This is a genomic window from Acinetobacter sp. ASP199, assembly GCF_022700675.1.
Taxonomy (GTDB): Bacteria; Pseudomonadota; Gammaproteobacteria; order Pseudomonadales; family Moraxellaceae; genus Acinetobacter.
Map to the genome: position 1 here is coordinate 936,068 of NZ_CP062182.1, position 18,658 is coordinate 954,725.

An 18,658-nucleotide genomic window follows, 5' to 3' on the forward strand; every position below is an offset into this window, starting at 1 on the left:
ACTCATTATTTAGTTAATGAATTAAATAGTTAAAGTGAGTTGGCTGCTAAATAAAAACGGAGCTTATGCTCCGTTTTTATTGTATAAAGAATAATTAAATATAGATTTATATTTTTATTTATCTGAATAATAGACTTATTTCATAAGTCATTTTTTACTCAGTTCCATATTGTAGATTCCAGCAATTAAATTGAATCTTAAACCCAGTCTTTTTCCTCGATTACGATATCGCTCAGCAAGGATTTTGAAGGTTTTTAAACTGCCAAATACATGCTCAATCCCAATTCTTCTTTTGTTGATTTCTTGATTATAGATTTTTAGTTCAGGATTCAATTTACAGCGCTTTTTTGCTTTTAATGGCAATAGGCTATTTGGATACACTGAGTAAATCCCTTGATAGCCTTTATCTGCAAGGATAAAGGCACCTGCCGGAATCTGATGCAAGTTTCGTTTGAAGAGTGCGAAATCATGTACAGCACCACGACTCGTGCATAAACTCAGAATTTGTTGAGTTCTATAATGAATGATGGCCTGTACTTTGAAAGTATGTGCCTTCTTTTTGCCACTATAGCTTTTCTTCTGTTTTTTTAGGTCTTTGTATTGGAATTTCTGTGGCATCAACAATCACCACGTTCCAGTCGATGCCTTCGCCCTTAGGTAAATGCTTCGGTAAATTAAATAGATTAGACTTGATCAGGCAGTCCTCTACATGACGGACAATTCTTGAAGCAGTCGGCTCTGACACACCATAACTAGTTGCAACATGGAACAATGTTCGATATTCACGCCAATAACTTAAGCACAGAAGGATTTGATCTTCTATGCTTAATTTGGTGGGTCTACCTTTAGCAGGAACATGCATTTTCAGTTGTTCCACCATTAAATCAAAGGTTGACCATGAGATGCCTGTGTATCGCTTAAACTGTGTTTCAGAAAGCTTTTTTGAATCGATGTATTTCATCCGCAGATTATGCATGAATATTTAAAATTCTTCGGTACAAATAATCAGCAAGAGACTGTTTGTTTTTTGATTTATGAAAGAGGCCTAATAAGATAGATAATTTTATTTAATTTTAGAATATTTGTGCTGTATCTTTTTGTATTTGGTTGTTTATTATAATTTTTTTATGAAATTGCAATAGAAAAATAATAGTCAATGTTTTTTACTTAATTTAATAGATCTCTTGCGAAAGTAAAAACCATCCCCATATAGATTTCATGAGATATCAGAACTTAAACCGTTTTTCAGATTCTGAATTCAAGCGCTTGGTTGGCGTACCTCGAGCAGTTTTTACCGAAATGGTCGAGGTTTTAGAAAAAGCAGAATCACTCAAAAAGAAATCAGGCCGTCCTCATACTTTAGCTATAGAGGATCAATTGTTATTAACACTCAATTACTTACGAAATTATAGCACTCAATTGGAGTTAGCAGCACACTATCATATCGCTGAAAGTAATGTGAACCGAACCATTAAAAAGGTTGAAGATGCCTTAATGAGATCAAGACGTTTTACTCTGCCAAAACGAAGCCTTACCACAACAGACGAACGCTTTAACTGGGTCATTATTGATGCGACAGAATGTTCAATAGAACGCCCGAAAAAAAAATCAGAGTAAGTTCTATAGTGGTAAAAAGAAGAAACATACGCTTAAAGCCCAAGTGATCTACCATCCTAAGAGTAAACAAATCATAGGATTAGATATATCGTATGGCAGTCAGCATGACATTAAATTGGCAAGGAAAACGGTTAAGAAATTCAAACATTGTGAATATGTTATGACTGATTTAGGGTACTACGGATTAGAGCAAGATGGCTTTAAATTATTGATGCCCATTAAGAAAAAGAAGAATTTTCCTTTATTTGAAGTTGAGAAAAAGTACAATAAAATGATTGGAAAAATACGCGTTGTGATCGAACACATTAATAGTCAATTGAAAACATTTAGAATCTTAAGTGAACGCTATCGAAATAGACGGAAAAGATTCGGTTTACGCATGAACTTAATTGCTGCACTGGTAAACCGAATCAACTTGCAATAACAACTTTCGCAAGAGGTCTATTAGATCTCTTCCATAAATCAAAAAATGATTGTTATATTTAAATGGATATTGAAAGTTCCTTCTCCCTCTGGGATGAGAAGTGTTACTTCGCAAGAGGATGAGGGGATTTCTTAGAAAAACCTCTCCCTGAGGAGCATGCTCCGCAAGTCTCCTACAATGAGAGGGAATTTCCTTTGCAGTGATTCAAAAATGATTTATGAAAGAACCCTACTAATTCATTATAAAAATAAAAATCTTTAAGGTAAGATTAAATCCAACATGATTAGACGTATCTAGACTTTATAGATACCCCAGATAAGGATCAAAGCATGCAACAAGAAGTCATCATTGTCGGTGGTGGGATGGTAGGCTTAAGCCTCGCACTGATGCTGGCGAAAACCGGGATTGCGGTCAAACTGTTAGAGGCAATCCAATACCCAGATTATGATGACATCAATCTTGCTCCCTATCACTCCAGCTTCGATGCCCGTAATAGCGCTTTGTCACGCCGTAGCGTACAGATTTATCAGGAACTGGGTCTGTGGGATGCTCTGCAGGAACATGCAACGCCGATTCTGGAAGTGAATATTACCGAACAGGGCAGTTTTGGTAAGGCACGTTTAATTGCAGAACAAGAAAAAGTCGAAAGCTTTGGTCAGGTGATTGAAAATGCCTGGCTTGGTCGTGTACTGCTGACACAAGTCAAAAGAGAGCCATGCATTGAACTGATCGATGGTGTCCAGGTGACTTCACTCATCCAGGATGCAGACTTCGCTTATATTGAAGCACAGCGTGGCGAGACGACTTTAAAACTGCAATCAAAACTGGTGATTGCTGCAGACGGTCGTGATTCTTTCTGTCGCAAGGCACTTGGTATCGGTGCGTCGGTGCATGACTATGATCAGGTCGCGATTGTCACGACCGTACAAACTTCTAAACCACATGGTCATGTTGGCTTTGAGCGTTTTAGTCCGCTTGGCCCATTAGCTTTGCTACCACTTCCAGGCGAATACCGCCGTTCTGTGGTATGGCCAGTACCAAAAGGTACCGAGCATGAATGGCTTGGTGAGGAAAATGATCAGCACTTCCTGGATGCGCTGCAGCAGACCTATGGCGATCGTGCTGGAAAATTCCAGAAAACTGGTAAGCGTTTCAGTTTCCCATTATCACAAGTCCTGGCAGAAAAGCAGGCGGTGGGTCGTGTAGTGTTAATGGGGAATGCCGCTCATACGATTCATCCAGTGGCAGGTCAGGGCTTTAATCTGTGTATGCGCGATGCTCATGTGCTGAACCGTTATCTGACAGAACAGCTGGAACAGGCTGCTGATCTGGGCGATGCTCAAATGCTGCAAGACTATGAAAAATCACGCTTAAAAGACCAGCAGCGTGTGATCAAATTCTGTGATTCAGTCGTACGTGGCTTTAGCAACCAGAATCCATTCCTGAAACTGATTCGTAATACCGGATTGGTGGCTTTTGAAAATATTCCAGGCATCAAGCCACTTGTAGCAAACTATGCAATGGGGCTCAAAGCATGACAGAACAAAATCAGGTACTCGATGCTGTCATTGTGGGTGGCGGACTGGTAGGTGGTTTAACGGCATTATTAATGGCTCAAGGTGGCGTACAGGCAACCGTGCTGGATGCTGCACCGATTCTGGATGCTGAAAAGACGTTAAGTGTTGCCAATCCACGCGTATTGGCACTGAGTCAGGCCACCATTCATTTGCTAAAAACTGTAGGTGTTTGGGATAAACTTGCCCGCCAGCAGCCATATACAGGCATGCAGGTCTGGAATAAAAATGGTTATGGTGAAATCAATTTTGGCCAGCCTTCAGAGAACACACCAAAAGCCGAGCAGGCGCTTGGTTCCATGGTTGAACCCAGTATTCTGAACCTGGCCATTCAGCAAAAAATGCTGGAAGAACTGAAAGATTACCGCACACAGGTCAAAGTTAGCCGGGTAGAACGCGGTGTGGGTGTCTGGATGGTACAACTTGCCGATGGTACCCAGATCAAAACCAGACTGCTGATCGGTGCAGATGGTGCCAATTCCTTTGTCCGTGAACAAGCCTTTATTGATATTGATGTGCTGGATTATAAACAGGCTGGCATCAGCTGTGCCATTAAGACTGCACAACCACATCAGCACGTCGCACGCCAGATTTTCCTGGAAACTGGTCCATTGGCTTATTTACCGATGGCAAGCTTAAAAGCTGAAGAACAGGGTCACTGGCAATCGATCGTCTGGACCCTACCGGATGATTATGCTGAAGAATATGCAGCACTGTCAGATCAGGAATTTACTCAATTACTCACCCGAGAAAGTCATCATATGCTCGGTGAGGTTCTGGAAGCGACCCGACGAGCAACTTTCCCGCTTAAAGCACGTGCGGCTCAGCAATATGTGCAAGATGGTCTGGCCTTGATCGGTGATGCAGCTCATGTCATCCATCCATTGGCAGGACAAGGGGTCAATATTGGCTGTCTGGATGCGGCAGTGCTCTGTGATGTATTACTGCATGATAAAGCACGTGGTGTCTGGGCACATGAGCAAACTTTACAGCGCTATGAACATCTGCGTAAGGGGCAAAATGATGCCATGATGCACAGTATGTCTGCGATTGGCTGGATGGAAACTACCCAACTTTTCCCTGTAGTTTGGGCACGCAATTTTGGCCTGAAACAGGTCGAACAGCTGCCTGTATTAAAAGATGCTTTTATGGCGCAGGCCAATGGTTTGGCGCTGCTTAAAAATACCCGCTACGCCATATGACCTGGAATTGTTATTTTTTAAACAATCATGTGTAAAAAGAAACGAATTTGTTTAAAAAAGATACGATTTTTTAATATTTGGTACTAGGCGAAACACAAAGAGATTGCTAAATTTCAGGTAATTTACAACCTAGTTTAAATGCACATGTGATGGTCATTTGTGGGGGAGATGAAAATGACAGATATGAATGAATATGATGAAGCAGAAGATGCTGTAGTTGATGATGATGAAGCGAAAGCAGCAGAGAAAGGCGCTGCTGAAGGTGATGAAGTTGTTAGTGATACAGATGTTCAGGAAGCTGAAACATTGACTGTAACAGCGAAGCTGAAAAAGCGTCAGGCACTTGAAGATGAAGTGGCTGCGTTCCTGGCTCGCGGTGGTCGAATTACTGAAGTACCAGCAGACGACTCAGTACGCGAATAAGTTGCCTATCTCCTGAATATAAAAAACACCACAGATTACTGTGGTGTTTCTTTATGCCTATCCATCGATGGACGCTATTTAGTCATTAGCACCCGTCAACTCAAGTGCACGTTGGTAAGCCACTTTCTTTTTGATACCGGTCAGGTCAGCCGCCAGCTGGGAAGCTGCTTTTACCGATAAATCCTGTAATAAACGAAGTAGCAGCTTATCCAGTTTTTCCTGCTCCATATCTTTTTCGACAGTCGCTCCACTTACCACCAGGACGATTTCACCTTTTTGCTGGTTAGAGTCATTAGCGATAAACTCAATCAATTCACCCAGGGTCATCTTGCGGATCGTTTCAAAAGTCTTGGTAATTTCACGGGCAAAACCCACCGGACGATCAGCACCAAATACATTCGCCATATCTTTCACACATTCCAGAATGCGATGCGGTGCCTCATAGAAAATCATGGTCTGGGTTTCATCTTTGAGTTTTTCCAGATTGAGCAGACGCTGGCTTTGTTTCGATGGCAGGAAGCCTTCAAAGCTGAAACGATCACTCGGTAAACCTACTGCGCTTAATGCAGCAATTGCAGCACAGGCACCAGGTACAGGAATCACACGAATATTGTGTTCCTGTGCAGCACGCACAAATTTAAAGCCCGGATCACTAATTAATGGTGTACCCGCATCACTGATCAGTGCCATGTTTTCGCCATTGAGCAGACGTTGAATAAGTTGATCGATCTTGTTGCTTTCATTATGGTCGTGGCAGGCCGTCAGTGGAGTGGAAATATTAAAATGCTTGAGCAATTGCATAGAAGTTCGTGTATCCTCAGCAGCAATAAGACTCACCGACTTCAATACCTCAATTGCACGATAACTAATATCATCTAAGTGCCCGATTGGAGTCGCAACAACAAATAACTGAGCACTCATAGGTTTCTCCATGTGGAATCAACAGAATTATAAAAAACGGAAGAATATTAAAAAAATATTGGCTTTGAGCTTATTGGGCTGCATGAGCAGCGTGCAAGCGGAAATTCTGGTCATTCTACCCGAATCTGGCCCTCTGGCGCGAGCTGCATCGAATATCAAACAGGGATTCATGAGTGCCTATCTGGCGTCAGGGCAAAAAGTACCGATTAAATGGGTGAATTCTGAGCAGAAGAAAATGTCACAACTACTGAAACAGCATGTCAATAAAAAGACTCAACTCATTGTCGGGCCATTGGCTCGTCAGGATATTGAAGCACTGGTTCAGGCCAAGCCCAAAGTCAAAACCCTAAGTCTGAATGACAGCATTGGCAGTTCACCGCAAGTCTGGCAGTTCAGTCTGTCTAAACGTGAAGATGCAATTGCTTTACAGAATGTACTGACCAAGGACCGGATTCTGCATTTACAGGTACTGCGTCAGCCGGGGAGTGAAACTGAGTATGAACTGATGTTGATGTCTTTGCTCAGTGTAGGGAATCTTCGAGTCGATATTATCGATACCGCGCCAAAATCGTTATCCTCTAAACAGGGTTTATTACTCATGGGCAATGCAGAGTGGTTGGCGGGGATGCAAAACTTGCCGAAGAAACGGCTCTATACCGTATCCAATGCAATTGACCAACATGTAACCTTGCCTAAAGGCATTAAATTTTGTGATGTGCCTGCACTGTATACGCATGCCTGGCCTGATGTACTGAATGCTTATCAGCAGGCACCCGTGCAGATGTCCTATCAGCGGCTAATCGCCTTTGGTGGAGATGCCTGGCAGATCAGTCAGCTGTATTTAAATCACCAGAAAGCCGAACAGCTGGAATTTCAGGGGCGTACCGGACATATTCAGGTCAATGCGCAGGGACTGCAACGTATGCCTGCCTGTTTTGAAAATACCACCAAGGGCGTCAAGCTGATTTAACCATTATGCGTATCAGTCAACAATTGGGAAAATGGGCAGAGCAGCAAGCGCTTGCCTTGTTGCAGGGTCATGGTTTTCAGTTAATCCAAGCCAATTATCATAGCCGTTATGGTGAAATTGATCTGATCGTACAACGCGATCAGGAGCTGGTCTTTGTCGAGGTAAAAGCACGGGCAAGTACAGATTATGCCAATGCACTTGAGTCTGTTTCCCCCAGCAAACAGCGAAAAATGATGAAAACTGCCCTATATTTCCTGCAAAATCATGAAGAATTTCAGTATTTTTATTGTCGTTTTGATGTGATTTGTTTTGATTTTAATCAACATTTTGCAAAAACTATACAGCATGATTTTTGCAATTACACTTATGATTCGCAATGGATTGAAAATGCTTTTACTTTTGATCAAGAGTTTATTAATCTTTGAACAACACAGGCTTTCTTTGTGCGGTTTTCTGTACAGAGATTATGGTAATGTTCAAGGATAATAAAAGTTGATCAAGATTGCGCGACAGAATTTATTAAATTGAACAAAGACGCATTAAAAAATAAGGAGTCTTGCTGAGTGGTTAAGCGTATTGCAATAACAATGTTATGTGTCGCAAGTTTATCGGGCTGTGCCAGCTTTATTTCAGGTGGTACTGGCACGGCTCCTGTCGGTACGGAGCAGGGGGCGCGTACCCTTGGACAGGTTTTTATCGATTCTTCGATTGTTCGCACCGCAAAAATTAATCTTTATAAACTGGATTCACGATTCAAACAGTCGCGAGTCAATATTGAAAGTTTCCATGGTCATGTATTGCTCACCGGGCAGGTGCCAGATACGCATCTGAAACAACTGGCTGAAGACAATGTCAAAGCCATGAGTGATGTAAAAGCCGTACATAACTTTATTACTGTCGGTAATCAGATTAGCTATGGCACCATCATGCAGGATACTGCAGTAACTGCAAATACCCGTGGTCTGATCATGAAAGCGCCTGTAGTCGCAGACAGCAAGGTGCATGTGCATACTGAAGATGGTGTGTTATATGTGATGGGCCGTCTGAATAGTGCAGAAATTGCCGACTTAAATCAGGTGCTGGCTCAGGTGGGTAATGTGACCAAGATCGTCACCCTGATTGATAATGTGGAGACACTCAGCAATTCAACGAGCCAAAACTATGCAACAGCCAGTTCGTCGAGTGCCTTGATCCAGACCCCAGTTGCGATTGATCCTGATACAGTTGAACCAACCTATGCACAATAAAGTGCACTCATTTAAAGCCAGGCTGTCGAGTCATCTGAACGTTGCAAGACAAATCTACCGGGATTTTCGTTTATATGATCTCGGCAGCTATGTGCTGAACCGTTTCACGCCCAAAGCGGGTTATAGCGCCGAACGACATCTGGCCTATGGCCTTAAAGCCCGGCAGCGTTTTGACCTGTATCGTAGTGCACAGCCTTTGCCGCATCGCCCCCTGATTGTCTTTGTACATGGTGGGGCCTGGTTACATGGGGATAAGAAAGAATATCAGTTCATTGGTGAGGCTTTTGCCCGTGAAGGCTATGATGTCGTGGTTCCAAATTACCATCTGGCGCCCGAACATATCTTCCCGCAATCTGTGGATGACTTGCATCTACTCCTGGATCATCTGAAAACTGCGGCGGCAAAGCTGCAAATTTCTTCAGAGAATATTATATTGATGGGACATTCTGCCGGTGCGTTTAATGTCATGTCAGCGGTGTATTATCCGCAGCAGCATAAACCAGAACGACTGGCAAATATCCGCGCCATCATTGGTTTGGCGGGACCGTATCATTTTGACTATAAAGATGATCCGATTTGTGCCGATGCCTTTGATCAGGCGGTGCCTTATCAGCAGGTGATGCCACTATACTTTGTACAGCCTCAGCCTTTAAAGCACTATCTGTTTATTGCTGAAAAGGACAATATCGTGGGGCATTTCAACAGCCATGATCTGGATCGAGTATTGAAGCAATATGGTAATCACAGTCACGTGATCAGTATCCCGAAACTCGGTCACATTACCATTGTTGGATCACTCTCAAGCCTGTTTAGCCGGTTCTTTGTGACCAAGTCTAAAGTGCTGTGGGCACTAGAAGATGTATTTAAATAATTCATTTTATTGAATGCAAAAAGCCCGGTTTTAATATCGGGCTTTTTGTTTATCAATTAGCTTAGAGCCAAGCCTGAGTATCATCAGCGACAGGCGTACCTTGCGTGATATGCATAATCATAGAATGTGCAATGCTGCCTTTGAAGGGAATTTCTGGTAATGCATTCAGCTTAAAGAACTGTGCATCACTAATCTCTTCTTCCTGCAGTTTGATCTCGCCAGAAGCGTATTCTGCTTTAAAGGCAATCATCAGATTACTTGGGAAGGGCCAAGGCTGGCTGGCAAGATATTGAATATTTTTAACCTTAATTCCGACTTCTTCTTGCGTTTCCCGACGGACCGCTTCTTCCAGAGTTTCACCAACTTCGACAAAACCGGCTATCAGCCCATACATCTGGCTGTTTTTATTGCGAGCATTTTTAGCCAGTAGAATTTCATCTTCACCACGGGTAATCACTGTAATGACACACGGTTGTACGCGTGGATATTGACGGTAGTGGCAAGCTGGGCAGACCATGGCATATTCTACGGCATGGGCTTCGGTCGGTGTACCACAATGGCTACAGAAACGATGATTGCGACGCCATTCCAGTAGCTGTACAGCACGGCTGGCCTGTTCAAACTGACGAACATTCCAGTATTGCAGTAATTGACGGATCGGAACGAGTTGCAGACCTGGAGGAATTGGTTCATCAGGAAGGAGGTCACGGGCAATCACCTGATCACCCGTACCGAGCTGTATGTCACTTGCGAGTGCTTCTACTTGGGGAAGCTGGAGATTTTCATCGACTAAAAGTTGCTGTTGTTGAAAGATATACGCAAGTGACAATTTAGACATTAGGCTACAGTTTTCAGTTTTTGACTACTGTCCAATGCTACCTTAAACATCGACTGTAATACAGGCTGTTTGCTCTTTAAATTGTCAATGAGCATATCTGCGCTGGCGAGTGGATCGAGCACGCGATTGACATCATCTGCACTCAGTGCAGTAGATGATTCAATACGGCCTTGGATAAAGTCAGCCGTTGTGCTGAGTGCAGCCTGGCCATTTTCAGCATTCAGGAACAGCATTGCACCCGCAATTTCACGGATCTGGTTTGGTAAGCTTTCCAGTGCCTGCAGGTTATGGTCCTGCAAGTAATTGGTCAGGGTGTGGCTTGCAAGTTCGATCAGCGCTTTGGTCTCGCTCAGTAAAGCAGCATGTGCTTCATCCAGACGATCCAGTGAAATATTCATGTTATTGACACGGAGCTGTAAACGGCTAGAGGTGTGATGACGTTCCAGCACCCCAATCGAGTTCATCGCAGACAGAATCACATTCATGAGCCGTTGGGCAAAGCCTTCATCTTTCAGAATTTCAGCCTGGCTGAGTGAAGCAGCCTGACGGGTGAGGTCAATATAAGCTTCATTCAGGTTCAACACCTTGAAGATGTTCGCCAGGCTATTCAGTTGAATCTGCAATTCCTGGGTCTTTTCAGCTGTCATGTTCTGATAGTTATATTCGATGTCATTACGGATCTGAGCCATTTCTGCAGTCACCAGATTACTGATGGTATGCATGGTTTCAAAATCAGGACCATACAAATGACGGCTGAATACCTGTAACTGCGTATCGGTCAGCGAGTCCTCACCGATATTCAGCTTGCTACGGATATGATGGGCAATATCATCTTCCTGGCTGATACATAAGCTCAAGATATTGGCCAAATCAGCAATGTTCGCCTTGAAACGGTCTGGTGCATTGAAATACTGTGCCATATTACGCTCAACACTGATCAGGGTGCGCAGACGTGGTTCGTTGATCAGGATCTCATCGATATGGTTGAATGCCACATAAACCAGATTCCAGTACTGTTTGCTTGGATGCTGCTCAGAAAGGCCAGTCAGATAAGTCCCCACCAGTTTGATCGCTTGTAAGTCCAGATCACTTTCTTCCTGCTTGAGCAGTTTATTCAGCGATAATTTGTACAGGCGATGCACATAAGCAGATTTTTCCAGTCCGGGTGCTTGTGGCAGATCAAAATCAGGCGTGATCAGGTCGAGCAGGGGCTCAATCTGATGGCCTTCAGTGGTCAGTGGCTTGCCCAGAGCAAGTTCCAGCCGGTTTAAAGTATCCAGCAAAAATTGTGGAATTTTGACTTCACGTAAGCAAATGAATTCGATATAGCGCTTCAGCATGGTCGTCCCTTCACTGAGGGCGATCACTTCCGCTGTGTTCACGCTGGCAGGATTCCCCATGATCTTGCGCATAAGCTCAGCAGAATATTGAGCAACTTTGGCCAGGCTTGGCATATCGATCAGTGCAAGAACTTGTGCGCACTGCTCGAACTGGTTGAGCGCATCATCAATCCCAAATGGCAAGGTCTGATCTTCTACCAGTGTGCTGACTGCTGATTCAACCAATTTGATCGAATTATCAACCTCATTTTTTATTATCAGTAAAGCCGTAGGGTCAAAATGTATAGAGGTTTGGTAAGACATTGATCTGCACCTTTCCTGAAGTTTTATCTAATAGTTGAGTCCTGCTGCAATTGGCAGGACATCTTTGTATTTACTATAACTGAACTGTTATTTTTTTTAACATAAATTGTTAACTGAATAATGGATTTTATTTTGCGAAAAGGCAAGGTGCTCCATGTTTTTCTTCATATTGTTTGACCCAGTTCTCATGAGCGCTCAATTCTTCGTCAGACGGTAAAATCACCGGCAAGTCAATTTCAATTTTTACGCTACCTGAACCGGCATTCTGTTCTTCACTCTGAGACAGGGCATCCATATCAAAAGACACCTGACCACCAGTCATCGCCAGGTAAACATCTGACAGGATTTCCGCATCGAGCAAGGCGCCATGGAAGGTACGGTCACGCTGTGGGATTTCATAACGACGCACTAGGGCATCCAGAGAGTTTTTCTGGCCCGGATGACGTGACTTGGCCATTGCCAGTGTATCGGTGACTTCACATACTTCTGACAGGGTCTGGAAACCAGCACGCTTGAACTCCATATCCAGGAAGTTCATATCGAAGGTCGCGTTATGCGCAATGATTTCTGCGCCTTTCAGGTAATCGAACAGAACTTGAGAAATATCCTCAAATAAAGGTTTGTCTTGCAGGAACTCATCGGTAATACCGTGGACATTGACTGAATCGCCGACCGGCTTCTTCGGATTGATATAGATATGAATCGAGCTGCCGGTGAGTTTACGATTCACCATTTCAATGGCACCAACCTCAATAATCCGGTCACCATCCTGATAATAGAAACCGGTGGTTTCAGTATCAAGAATTAGTTGACGAGGACCGTATATATCTAATGTGGCTGGAGTAATCACAATCTGCGGGTGCAGTTGGTTCTCCGCCGGAGCTTGTTCAGTAACGACGGACTCATTGCTTAAATCAGTTTCCATTGTCAGTTCAGTTTCATCTTCCATGAGTTCATCCATTTCTTCAGCTTCAGCCAGTTCCAGGCCAAACGGGTCATCCAGTAACCAGTCCTTTTCAGGCTTTTTTATATCTTGTGTTTTTGTCTCGGTGCTTGCTGCAAAATGAATTGCTGGAACATGACGGGATTTTTCGCCATTTTTTAAGGCGAGATCTGCCCCCAGATTTGCCAGCTGATCGGCCATTTCATTGCCCTCATGACCGGCGTGTCCTTTGATCCAGTGCCAGTCAATGTCACGACCCTGGCATACCGCATCCAGCTGTTTCCATAAGTCCGGGTTTTTGACATCTTTCCAGTTTTTGCGTTTCCAGCCTTCAATCCATTCAGTGATACCTTTTTTGACATAGTTGGAATCGGTCCAGATCACCAGCTTGGCATCTTTCGGGCAGACAGAAATCCCTTCAATGGCAGCCATCAGTTCCATACGGTTATTGGTGGTCTGAAGCTCGCCGCCATAAATTTTATGCTCATCCGAACCATGCTGAATGTAAGCACCCCAACCACCTACAGCGATTTCCTTACCATTGCCGCGGCATGCGCCATCCACATACAGTGTGATTGTTTGAGACATAAACCAAATCCGATCAAAAAAGAACAAGCTGAGCAGGATATTGTATAACGCAAATACGTTTGAATAATCCATATCTCCGCGATTTTTTAATTTCTTGTAACATTTAACGTCAAATCGCGGTAAATTATTAGCTTGTGTCGTCGACATGCTTAATTAAAATGGCATATCTAAAAAATAAATTTTATACAAGTTGTTTGGATTTCTTTATGTATAAGCAAACCGCATTCATGTGGCAGCCATCGTTACCTTCATTCTTAAAAGTCTCAGTTCTCGGCACTGCGCTTGCCTCCTTAGGTTTAACGGGTTGTTCGACGACACAAAGTGCGGCAGGGTCCAAACATAAACAAACAAGTTCTAATTATTTAGGCGCCGACAGTCTGGATAGCCTGGAAGATCTTTTATCTGCAACTGATATGCGTGCGGTAGAAGGCGATCGATTATTGGTGCTGAAACACGGTGACGTGTGGAAACGTATGACTGTCGGTTTCAAGATGAACCTGGATATCTGGAATCCACGTATTGATGCCCAGTGTGGCTGGTTTGCATCACGTCAACCTTATCTGGAGCGTTTAAGTGCACGTGCTTCACGTTATTTATATTATACCGTGAAAGAAGCTGAACGCCGTGGTATGCCGACTGAACTGGCATTGCTTCCAGTCATTGAAAGTTCATACGATCCGGCAGCAACCAGTAGTGCGGCTGCGGCGGGTTTGTGGCAGTTTATTCCAAGTACCGGTCGTATTTATGGTTTAAAACAGACCTCGATGTATGACGGTCGCCGTGATGTGGTTGAATCGACCCGTGCTGCCTATGAGTTTTTAGGCGCACTATATAATCAGTTCGGTTCATGGGAACTGGCTTTAGCAGCTTACAATGCCGGTCCAGGTCGTATCCAGCAGGCGATTAACCGTAATAAGGCAGCCGGTCTGCCAACCGATTACTGGTCACTGAAGTTGCCGCAAGAAACCATGAACTATGTTCCTCGTTTCATGGCAGTGGCGCAGATTGTAAAAAATCCGGCCAAATATGGTGTGAACCTGCCTCCAATTGCTAACCGTCCGCACTTTCGTGAAGTCAGTGTTGGGGCAACCAGTCTAAATGAAATTGCTGCAATTACAGGTTTAAGTCGGGCTGAACTGTATCAATTAAACCCGGGTCATCGTGGCGACCGGATTGATCCGGATAGTCCGCGCCGTATTCTGATTCCAGCTGACCTGAGTCCATCCATTGATGAAAAGCTGAAAAAGCTTCAATCATCTTCAGGCTTATGGGCAAGCACTAACAGTAATTTGCCGAAGAATAATCAGACGATTACGCCAGTAAAAACCACACCACCTGAGCTAAATAGTAAAACAATTACACCAATAAAAACGACACCACCTGCAATCACTGCATCGACGACGACTACCGTTAAACCTGCAACCCCTGTAGCTGCTACTGTAAGCAAAGCGACGCCGATAACGACTACAACTAGTGTGGCTGCTGCAACATCAACAGCTGCAAGTACAACCACACCAAATCTGACTGCCCAAAGCAAGACCCGGGTCAGCACACCAAAAGGTTCTTCAGCTTTGGCTGATTTCGCTGCGAAGAGTGAATTACCGATTCCAAGCGCACCGCGTATTCCAGTTGCAGTGACACCGGTCACACCCGTACAACCGATTCAGGTTGAACCGGCAATTTCTGCAGCCGAACGAGAACAGATTCAAGCGGCAGTTATGGCAGAGGAAATTCCAAAGTCTGTCGATGAAATCCTGAAGCCGGTGGCGACAGCCGCAGAACAGGCAGAAGTGGTAGAAGAGCTGAAAGCACTGGCACCTGCGGGTACCGAAATTGTTGATCCTTATGATGGCAAGATTAAGCTGACAGCGATTCAGACCAGCCTTTCTGTAGCAGAACAGCAGGGTAAAGAACTGACCAAAGGTTTCTCTTATCCAAAAGGCGTAGCGGAAAATACCAAGGCAGATTCAGTCGAAGCTAAATTGAACCAAGGTAAGAACTACGTTAAAACAGATTCGGAAGTTGTGGTTGTTGCACCAAAAGGTAAGCGTAGTACCTATACGGTTTTACCGGGTGACAACCTGGCTTTGATTGCGGCTAAAAATGGGGTGAACTGGCGTGATGTGGCGAAATGGAACCAGATTGATCCAAATGCTACTTTATATGTCGGTACCACCATCTATCTTTATGACGCCAAGCCTGTACAGGAAGCAGCAAAACCTGCTGCAAAACCAGAAAGCTATGTGGTTCAAGCCAATGATTCTCTTACCGGTGTAGCCAACCAGTTTGGTTTAACAGTAAAACAGCTAGCAGACTATAATGGTTTGAGCACGACCAGCGGTTTATTTGTTGGTCAAAAATTATCATTAAAAGAAACCGCTGCTTCTAAAGCAAAAGTTGAAGAAGCGAAAAAAGCGGAAAGCACCAAAGTTCAGACGAAGACTTATATTGTTCAGCGCGGTGAATATCTAAAGCTAATTGCAGACCGTTATGCACTTTCAAATGCGGAACTGGCTGCGTTGACGCCAGGCTTAACGTCAGGCAGCAGTCTGATGGCAGGCCAAAAAATCAATGTGCCTGTAAACGAAGTTGAATCTGCAAGCTCAAGCAAGAAAGTTGAGCAGAAGTTTGAAAATATTAAAGTCGATCAGACTGCCACTGAAAACTATCAGGTAAAACGCGGTGAGACGCTGTATAGCATTGCCAATCAGACCAAACTCAGTGTGGCTGAACTGGCAGCGTTAAATGGCTTTGCGGCCAATGGTGGTTTGCGTATTGGTCAAACGATCAAGATTCCTGCGGGCAGCACTGTGCCAGAGAATTATACTGTGCAGTCGGGTGATACCCTGACAGGGATCGCAGCCAAATATAACCTGAGCATGGATCATCTGGCGAACCTGAATGGTTTGTCCCGTAATGCGGGTCTGAGAGTAGGACAACGTCTGAAATTGACCGGAGACGCGGAAGCAGTTCGTGAAACTGTGACTGAACAGGCGGTGAAAGGTGTGAAGCCAGACAGCCATGTAGTGAAATCAGGTGAAACCCTCAGTTCAATTGCGCGCAAGTACAAGTTACAGCTGAAATATCTGGCTGAACTGAATGATTTGTCTGTATCGAGTCCATTACGTGTTGGACAGCGTCTGAAGATTGATGGTGATCTGCCAGAAAGTAAAAAGGTCGATGGGATCAAAGCAGTAAGCACGACTGTTTTATCTAAAGCGACAGAAAGCTATACCGTAAAGTCAGGTGAATCACTTAACGCGATTGCCAGTCGTTTGGGAATTACTACGACAGAACTTGCCAGCTTAAATAATCTGCGTGCTAATGCAGGCTTGCGTGTGGGTCAAAGTCTGCAAGTGCCTAAACGGATTACGGAATATAAAATCATGCGTGGCGATACACTGATCGGTTTGGCCTCACGTTATGGTATGGACAGTAGTACACTGGCAGAAATGAATGACCTGAAACCGAATACTCAACTGCGTATCGGGGATGTGATCAAGGTTCCAAATCTCTAAAGCCGAAATGATACAGGGAGTATCTGAATGCCGTTTGCTGCTGCAAAGCGCCTGATTTATATCTGTGGAATTTCGGTCATTACTCAGGGGGCTTGGGCTGCACTGCAGACTACCCCTTATATTGCCATTCATAGCCAGCCCAAATATGCCGGGCTGGCACATTTACCCTATGCTAATCCTGCAGCGCCTAAAGGCGGTTATCTCAGCCAGTCTGCCAATGGTACCTTTGATAATCTGAATGCCATGAACGGTAAAGGTACGGCGGCAGATGGGGTGGAATATCTTTTTGATAATCTCATGGTCAGTTCACTGGATGAGCCGGGCGTGATGTATCCCTTACTGGCGGAAAAAGTTACCTATGATCCGAAAAAAACTGCCTATGTGATTTATCATCTGAATCCCAAAGCACGTTTTAGTGATGGTACGCCGGTCACTGCGGAAGATGTAAAATTCAGTTTTGATACATACACCACCAAGGGTAATCTGGGCTTGCAGATGTATCTGTCAGATCTGGATAAAACCGAGGTACTCTCCAGGTACCAGGTCAAGATGAGTTTTAAGTCGAATAATAATTCGGAAATGCCGCTGATCCTGGCACAGATGCCTATCCAATCTAAGAAAAACTGGCAAGGTAAAGACTTTAGCCGCATCACCATGCAGCCAGTTTTGGGTTCAGGTCCTTATCTGATTGAAAGCATTGATGCAGGGCGCAGCATTAGCTATAAACGTAATCCGAATTACTGGGCCAAAGATCTACCTGTTAACCGGGGCAAATATAATTTTGACCGCCTGAAGTTTGTTTATTACCGCAATATGGATGTTAGTTTTGAGGGCTTTAAGTCTGGTCAATACACCGTGCATCAGGAATACACCGCGCGTAAATGGGTAACTGAATATAATTTTTCTGCTATCAAGGACAAGATGGTGGTGAAATACAACTTCAACCATGAAAACCCGATCCCGACGCAAAGCTTTGTGTTCAATACCCGTCGTGCACCAATGCAGGATATCCGCTTCCGTCAGGCTTTAACGTATGCCTATGATTTTGAATGGCAGAACAAGGCGCTGTTCTATGGTCAATACCACCGGTTACAAAGTTATTTTGCCAATAGTGAGCTGGAAGCGAAGGGCATCCCTTCAGCTGAAGAACTGGCGATTTTAAAGCCTTATCTGGCTAAGCTGGATCCGATTCAGCGTGCTGGTGTACTAAAAGACTGGAAATATTCAGTTTCGGATGCTTCAGGTTTTAATCGCAAGAATTTACTGATCGCGCGGGAATTATTACTCAAGGCGGGTTATCGTTATCACAATGCGCAACTGGTAGATCCAAAAGGTAAGCCGATTCGACTTGAGTTTCTGATTCATCAGGATGGTTTGCAACGGACCTTAATGCCTTTTATACGTAACCTGAAACGACTTGGGATCACGGTGAATATCCGTCATGTCGATGTACCTCAGTATATTGAGCGTATGCGCAGTAAAGATTTTGATATGACGACCAATGTCTTGCCACAATCGCTGAATCCGGGCAATGAGCAGGCACAGTTCTGGAGTAGTGCCTCGGCAGATCAGCCGGGTAACTACAATTATGCGGGTATCAAAAATGCTGTGATTGATGATGCCATTAGCAAGGTGATTCAGGCGCCGGATCGTAAGCAGTTGGTAATTCGAACCAAAGTTCTGGATCGTCTGTTGCGTGCTGGCTATTATCAGATCCCGACCTATGGGAAAGGCGGCAACTGGTATGCTTACTGGAATATGTATGAACAGCCAAAGATCAAGCCGAAGCTTGCGGTTGGATTTGACTTCTGGTGGAGTAATCCACAAAAAGCTGCACAAGTGAGCCAATATCTACGTCGTCAAAAATAATAAGGAATAT

16 protein-coding genes are annotated in these 18,658 nt (G+C 44.1%); 10 read left to right on the top strand and 6 right to left on the bottom strand.

The window, feature by feature from the left end; translation table 11 throughout:
* Window positions 1–147 precede the first annotated feature (147 nt).
* Entirely contained in the window at window positions 148–618 is a 471-nt protein-coding gene (locus IHE35_RS04375) for an IS5/IS1182 family transposase (RefSeq protein ID WP_004646477.1), read from the bottom strand.
* On the bottom strand, window positions 566–961 hold the full coding sequence (locus IHE35_RS04380) for a transposase family protein (protein WP_004646478.1): 396 nt from the start codon (window positions 959–961) through the stop codon (window positions 566–568). The genes IHE35_RS04375 and IHE35_RS04380 overlap by 53 nt, the downstream gene beginning before the upstream one ends.
* Window positions 962–1,218: 257 nt before the next feature.
* Between IHE35_RS04380 and IHE35_RS04385 the strand changes: the two genes are divergently transcribed.
* The 4 genes from IHE35_RS04385 (at window position 1,219) to IHE35_RS04400 (ending at window position 5,240) form a co-directional block, all read left to right on the top strand.
* Window positions 1,219–2,041, top strand: a protein-coding gene (locus IHE35_RS04385; RefSeq protein WP_242786769.1) for an IS5 family transposase whose coding sequence is annotated in 2 segments (ribosomal slippage) — window positions 1,219–1,599 and window positions 1,601–2,041 — 822 coding nt in all. Because the reading frame shifts where the segments join, the coding sequence is not laid out codon by codon here.
* A gap of 329 nt (window positions 2,042–2,370) precedes the next feature.
* Window positions 2,371–3,579, top strand: a complete 1,209-nt coding sequence (locus IHE35_RS04390; RefSeq protein ID WP_242789466.1) for an FAD-dependent oxidoreductase — start codon at window positions 2,371–2,373, stop codon at window positions 3,577–3,579.
* Window positions 3,576–4,817: an FAD-dependent monooxygenase gene (locus IHE35_RS04395; RefSeq protein ID WP_242789467.1), complete on the top strand. Its 1,242-nt coding sequence runs from the start codon at window positions 3,576–3,578 to the stop codon at window positions 4,815–4,817. The genes IHE35_RS04390 and IHE35_RS04395 overlap by 4 nt, the downstream gene beginning before the upstream one ends.
* Before the next feature lie 174 nt (window positions 4,818–4,991).
* Window positions 4,992–5,240: a hypothetical protein gene (locus IHE35_RS04400; protein WP_242789468.1), complete on the top strand. Its 249-nt coding sequence runs from the start codon at window positions 4,992–4,994 to the stop codon at window positions 5,238–5,240.
* Window positions 5,241–5,318: 78 nt separating this feature from the next.
* Here IHE35_RS04400 and rsmI read toward each other — a convergent pair whose 3' ends face one another.
* A complete protein-coding gene (gene rsmI, locus IHE35_RS04405; protein ID WP_242789469.1) occupies window positions 5,319–6,161 on the bottom strand; it encodes a 16S rRNA (cytidine(1402)-2'-O)-methyltransferase in 843 nt (280 codons plus the stop codon).
* Window positions 6,162–6,171: 10 nt separating this feature from the next.
* Between rsmI and IHE35_RS04410 the strand changes: the two genes are divergently transcribed.
* The 4 genes from IHE35_RS04410 (at window position 6,172) to IHE35_RS04425 (ending at window position 9,249) form a co-directional block, all read left to right on the top strand.
* Window positions 6,172–7,131, top strand: coding sequence for a penicillin-binding protein activator (locus tag IHE35_RS04410; RefSeq protein ID WP_242789470.1), 960 nt, complete (start codon window positions 6,172–6,174; stop codon window positions 7,129–7,131).
* Window positions 7,132–7,136: 5 nt separating this feature from the next.
* On the top strand, window positions 7,137–7,556 hold the full coding sequence (locus tag IHE35_RS04415) for a YraN family protein (RefSeq protein ID WP_242789471.1): 420 nt from the start codon (window positions 7,137–7,139) through the stop codon (window positions 7,554–7,556).
* Between the two features lie 138 nt (window positions 7,557–7,694).
* Window positions 7,695–8,378: a BON domain-containing protein gene (locus IHE35_RS04420; RefSeq protein WP_242789472.1), complete on the top strand. Its 684-nt coding sequence runs from the start codon at window positions 7,695–7,697 to the stop codon at window positions 8,376–8,378.
* A complete protein-coding gene (locus IHE35_RS04425; RefSeq protein ID WP_242789473.1) occupies window positions 8,368–9,249 on the top strand; it encodes an alpha/beta hydrolase in 882 nt (293 codons plus the stop codon). The genes IHE35_RS04420 and IHE35_RS04425 overlap by 11 nt, the downstream gene beginning before the upstream one ends.
* A gap of 61 nt (window positions 9,250–9,310) precedes the next feature.
* On the opposite strand, the gene nudC is transcribed toward IHE35_RS04425, so the two are convergent.
* The 3 genes from nudC to dnaQ form a co-directional block, all read right to left on the bottom strand.
* Window positions 9,311–10,087 carry an NAD(+) diphosphatase gene (gene nudC, locus IHE35_RS04430; protein ID WP_242789474.1) on the bottom strand — a complete coding sequence of 259 codons (777 nt, stop codon included), beginning with the start codon at window positions 10,085–10,087 and terminating at the stop codon, window positions 9,311–9,313.
* Window positions 10,087–11,730 carry a chemotaxis protein gene (locus IHE35_RS04435; RefSeq protein ID WP_242789475.1) on the bottom strand — a complete coding sequence of 548 codons (1,644 nt, stop codon included), beginning with the start codon at window positions 11,728–11,730 and terminating at the stop codon, window positions 10,087–10,089. The genes nudC and IHE35_RS04435 overlap by 1 nt, the downstream gene beginning before the upstream one ends.
* A 127-nt stretch (window positions 11,731–11,857) precedes the next feature.
* Window positions 11,858–13,261 carry a DNA polymerase III subunit epsilon gene (gene dnaQ, locus IHE35_RS04440; RefSeq protein WP_242789476.1) on the bottom strand — a complete coding sequence of 468 codons (1,404 nt, stop codon included), beginning with the start codon at window positions 13,259–13,261 and terminating at the stop codon, window positions 11,858–11,860.
* Between the two features lie 206 nt (window positions 13,262–13,467).
* Here dnaQ and IHE35_RS04445 point away from each other — a divergent pair, with 206 nt between their 5' ends.
* Entirely contained in the window at window positions 13,468–16,779 is a 3,312-nt protein-coding gene (locus tag IHE35_RS04445) for a LysM peptidoglycan-binding domain-containing protein (protein WP_242789477.1), read from the top strand.
* A 27-nt stretch (window positions 16,780–16,806) separates the two neighbouring features.
* Window positions 16,807–18,648 (top strand): extracellular solute-binding protein, encoded by a 1,842-nt coding sequence (locus IHE35_RS04450; protein WP_242789478.1) that lies wholly within the window; start codon window positions 16,807–16,809, stop codon window positions 18,646–18,648.
* Window positions 18,649–18,658: the final 10 nt, after the last annotated feature.

What these genes read in the sequence shown, in the direction of transcription:
- dnaQ (WP_242789476.1), bottom strand. Translation starts at nt 13,261, where the DNA reads ATGTCTCAAACAATCACACTGTATGTGGATGGCGCATGCCGCGGCAAT.
- IHE35_RS04445 (WP_242789477.1), top strand. Translation starts at nt 13,468, where the DNA reads ATGTATAAGCAAACCGCATTCATGTGGCAGCCATCGTTACCTTCATTC.
- IHE35_RS04435 (WP_242789475.1), bottom strand. Translation starts at nt 11,730, where the DNA reads ATGTCTTACCAAACCTCTATACATTTTGACCCTACGGCTTTACTGATA.
- IHE35_RS04415 (WP_242789471.1), top strand. Translation starts at nt 7,137, where the DNA reads ATGCGTATCAGTCAACAATTGGGAAAATGGGCAGAGCAGCAAGCGCTT.
- IHE35_RS04450 (WP_242789478.1), top strand. Translation starts at nt 16,807, where the DNA reads ATGCCGTTTGCTGCTGCAAAGCGCCTGATTTATATCTGTGGAATTTCG.
- IHE35_RS04395 (WP_242789467.1), top strand. Translation starts at nt 3,576, where the DNA reads ATGACAGAACAAAATCAGGTACTCGATGCTGTCATTGTGGGTGGCGGA.
- IHE35_RS04400 (WP_242789468.1), top strand. Translation starts at nt 4,992, where the DNA reads ATGACAGATATGAATGAATATGATGAAGCAGAAGATGCTGTAGTTGAT.
- rsmI (WP_242789469.1), bottom strand. Translation starts at nt 6,161, where the DNA reads ATGAGTGCTCAGTTATTTGTTGTTGCGACTCCAATCGGGCACTTAGAT.
- IHE35_RS04375 (WP_004646477.1), bottom strand. Translation starts at nt 618, where the DNA reads ATGCCACAGAAATTCCAATACAAAGACCTAAAAAAACAGAAGAAAAGC.
- nudC (WP_242789474.1), bottom strand. Translation starts at nt 10,087, where the DNA reads ATGTCTAAATTGTCACTTGCGTATATCTTTCAACAACAGCAACTTTTA.
- IHE35_RS04380 (WP_004646478.1), bottom strand. Translation starts at nt 961, where the DNA reads ATGAAATACATCGATTCAAAAAAGCTTTCTGAAACACAGTTTAAGCGA.
- IHE35_RS04410 (WP_242789470.1), top strand. Translation starts at nt 6,172, where the DNA reads ATGTGGAATCAACAGAATTATAAAAAACGGAAGAATATTAAAAAAATA.
- IHE35_RS04425 (WP_242789473.1), top strand. Translation starts at nt 8,368, where the DNA reads ATGCACAATAAAGTGCACTCATTTAAAGCCAGGCTGTCGAGTCATCTG.
- IHE35_RS04390 (WP_242789466.1), top strand. Translation starts at nt 2,371, where the DNA reads ATGCAACAAGAAGTCATCATTGTCGGTGGTGGGATGGTAGGCTTAAGC.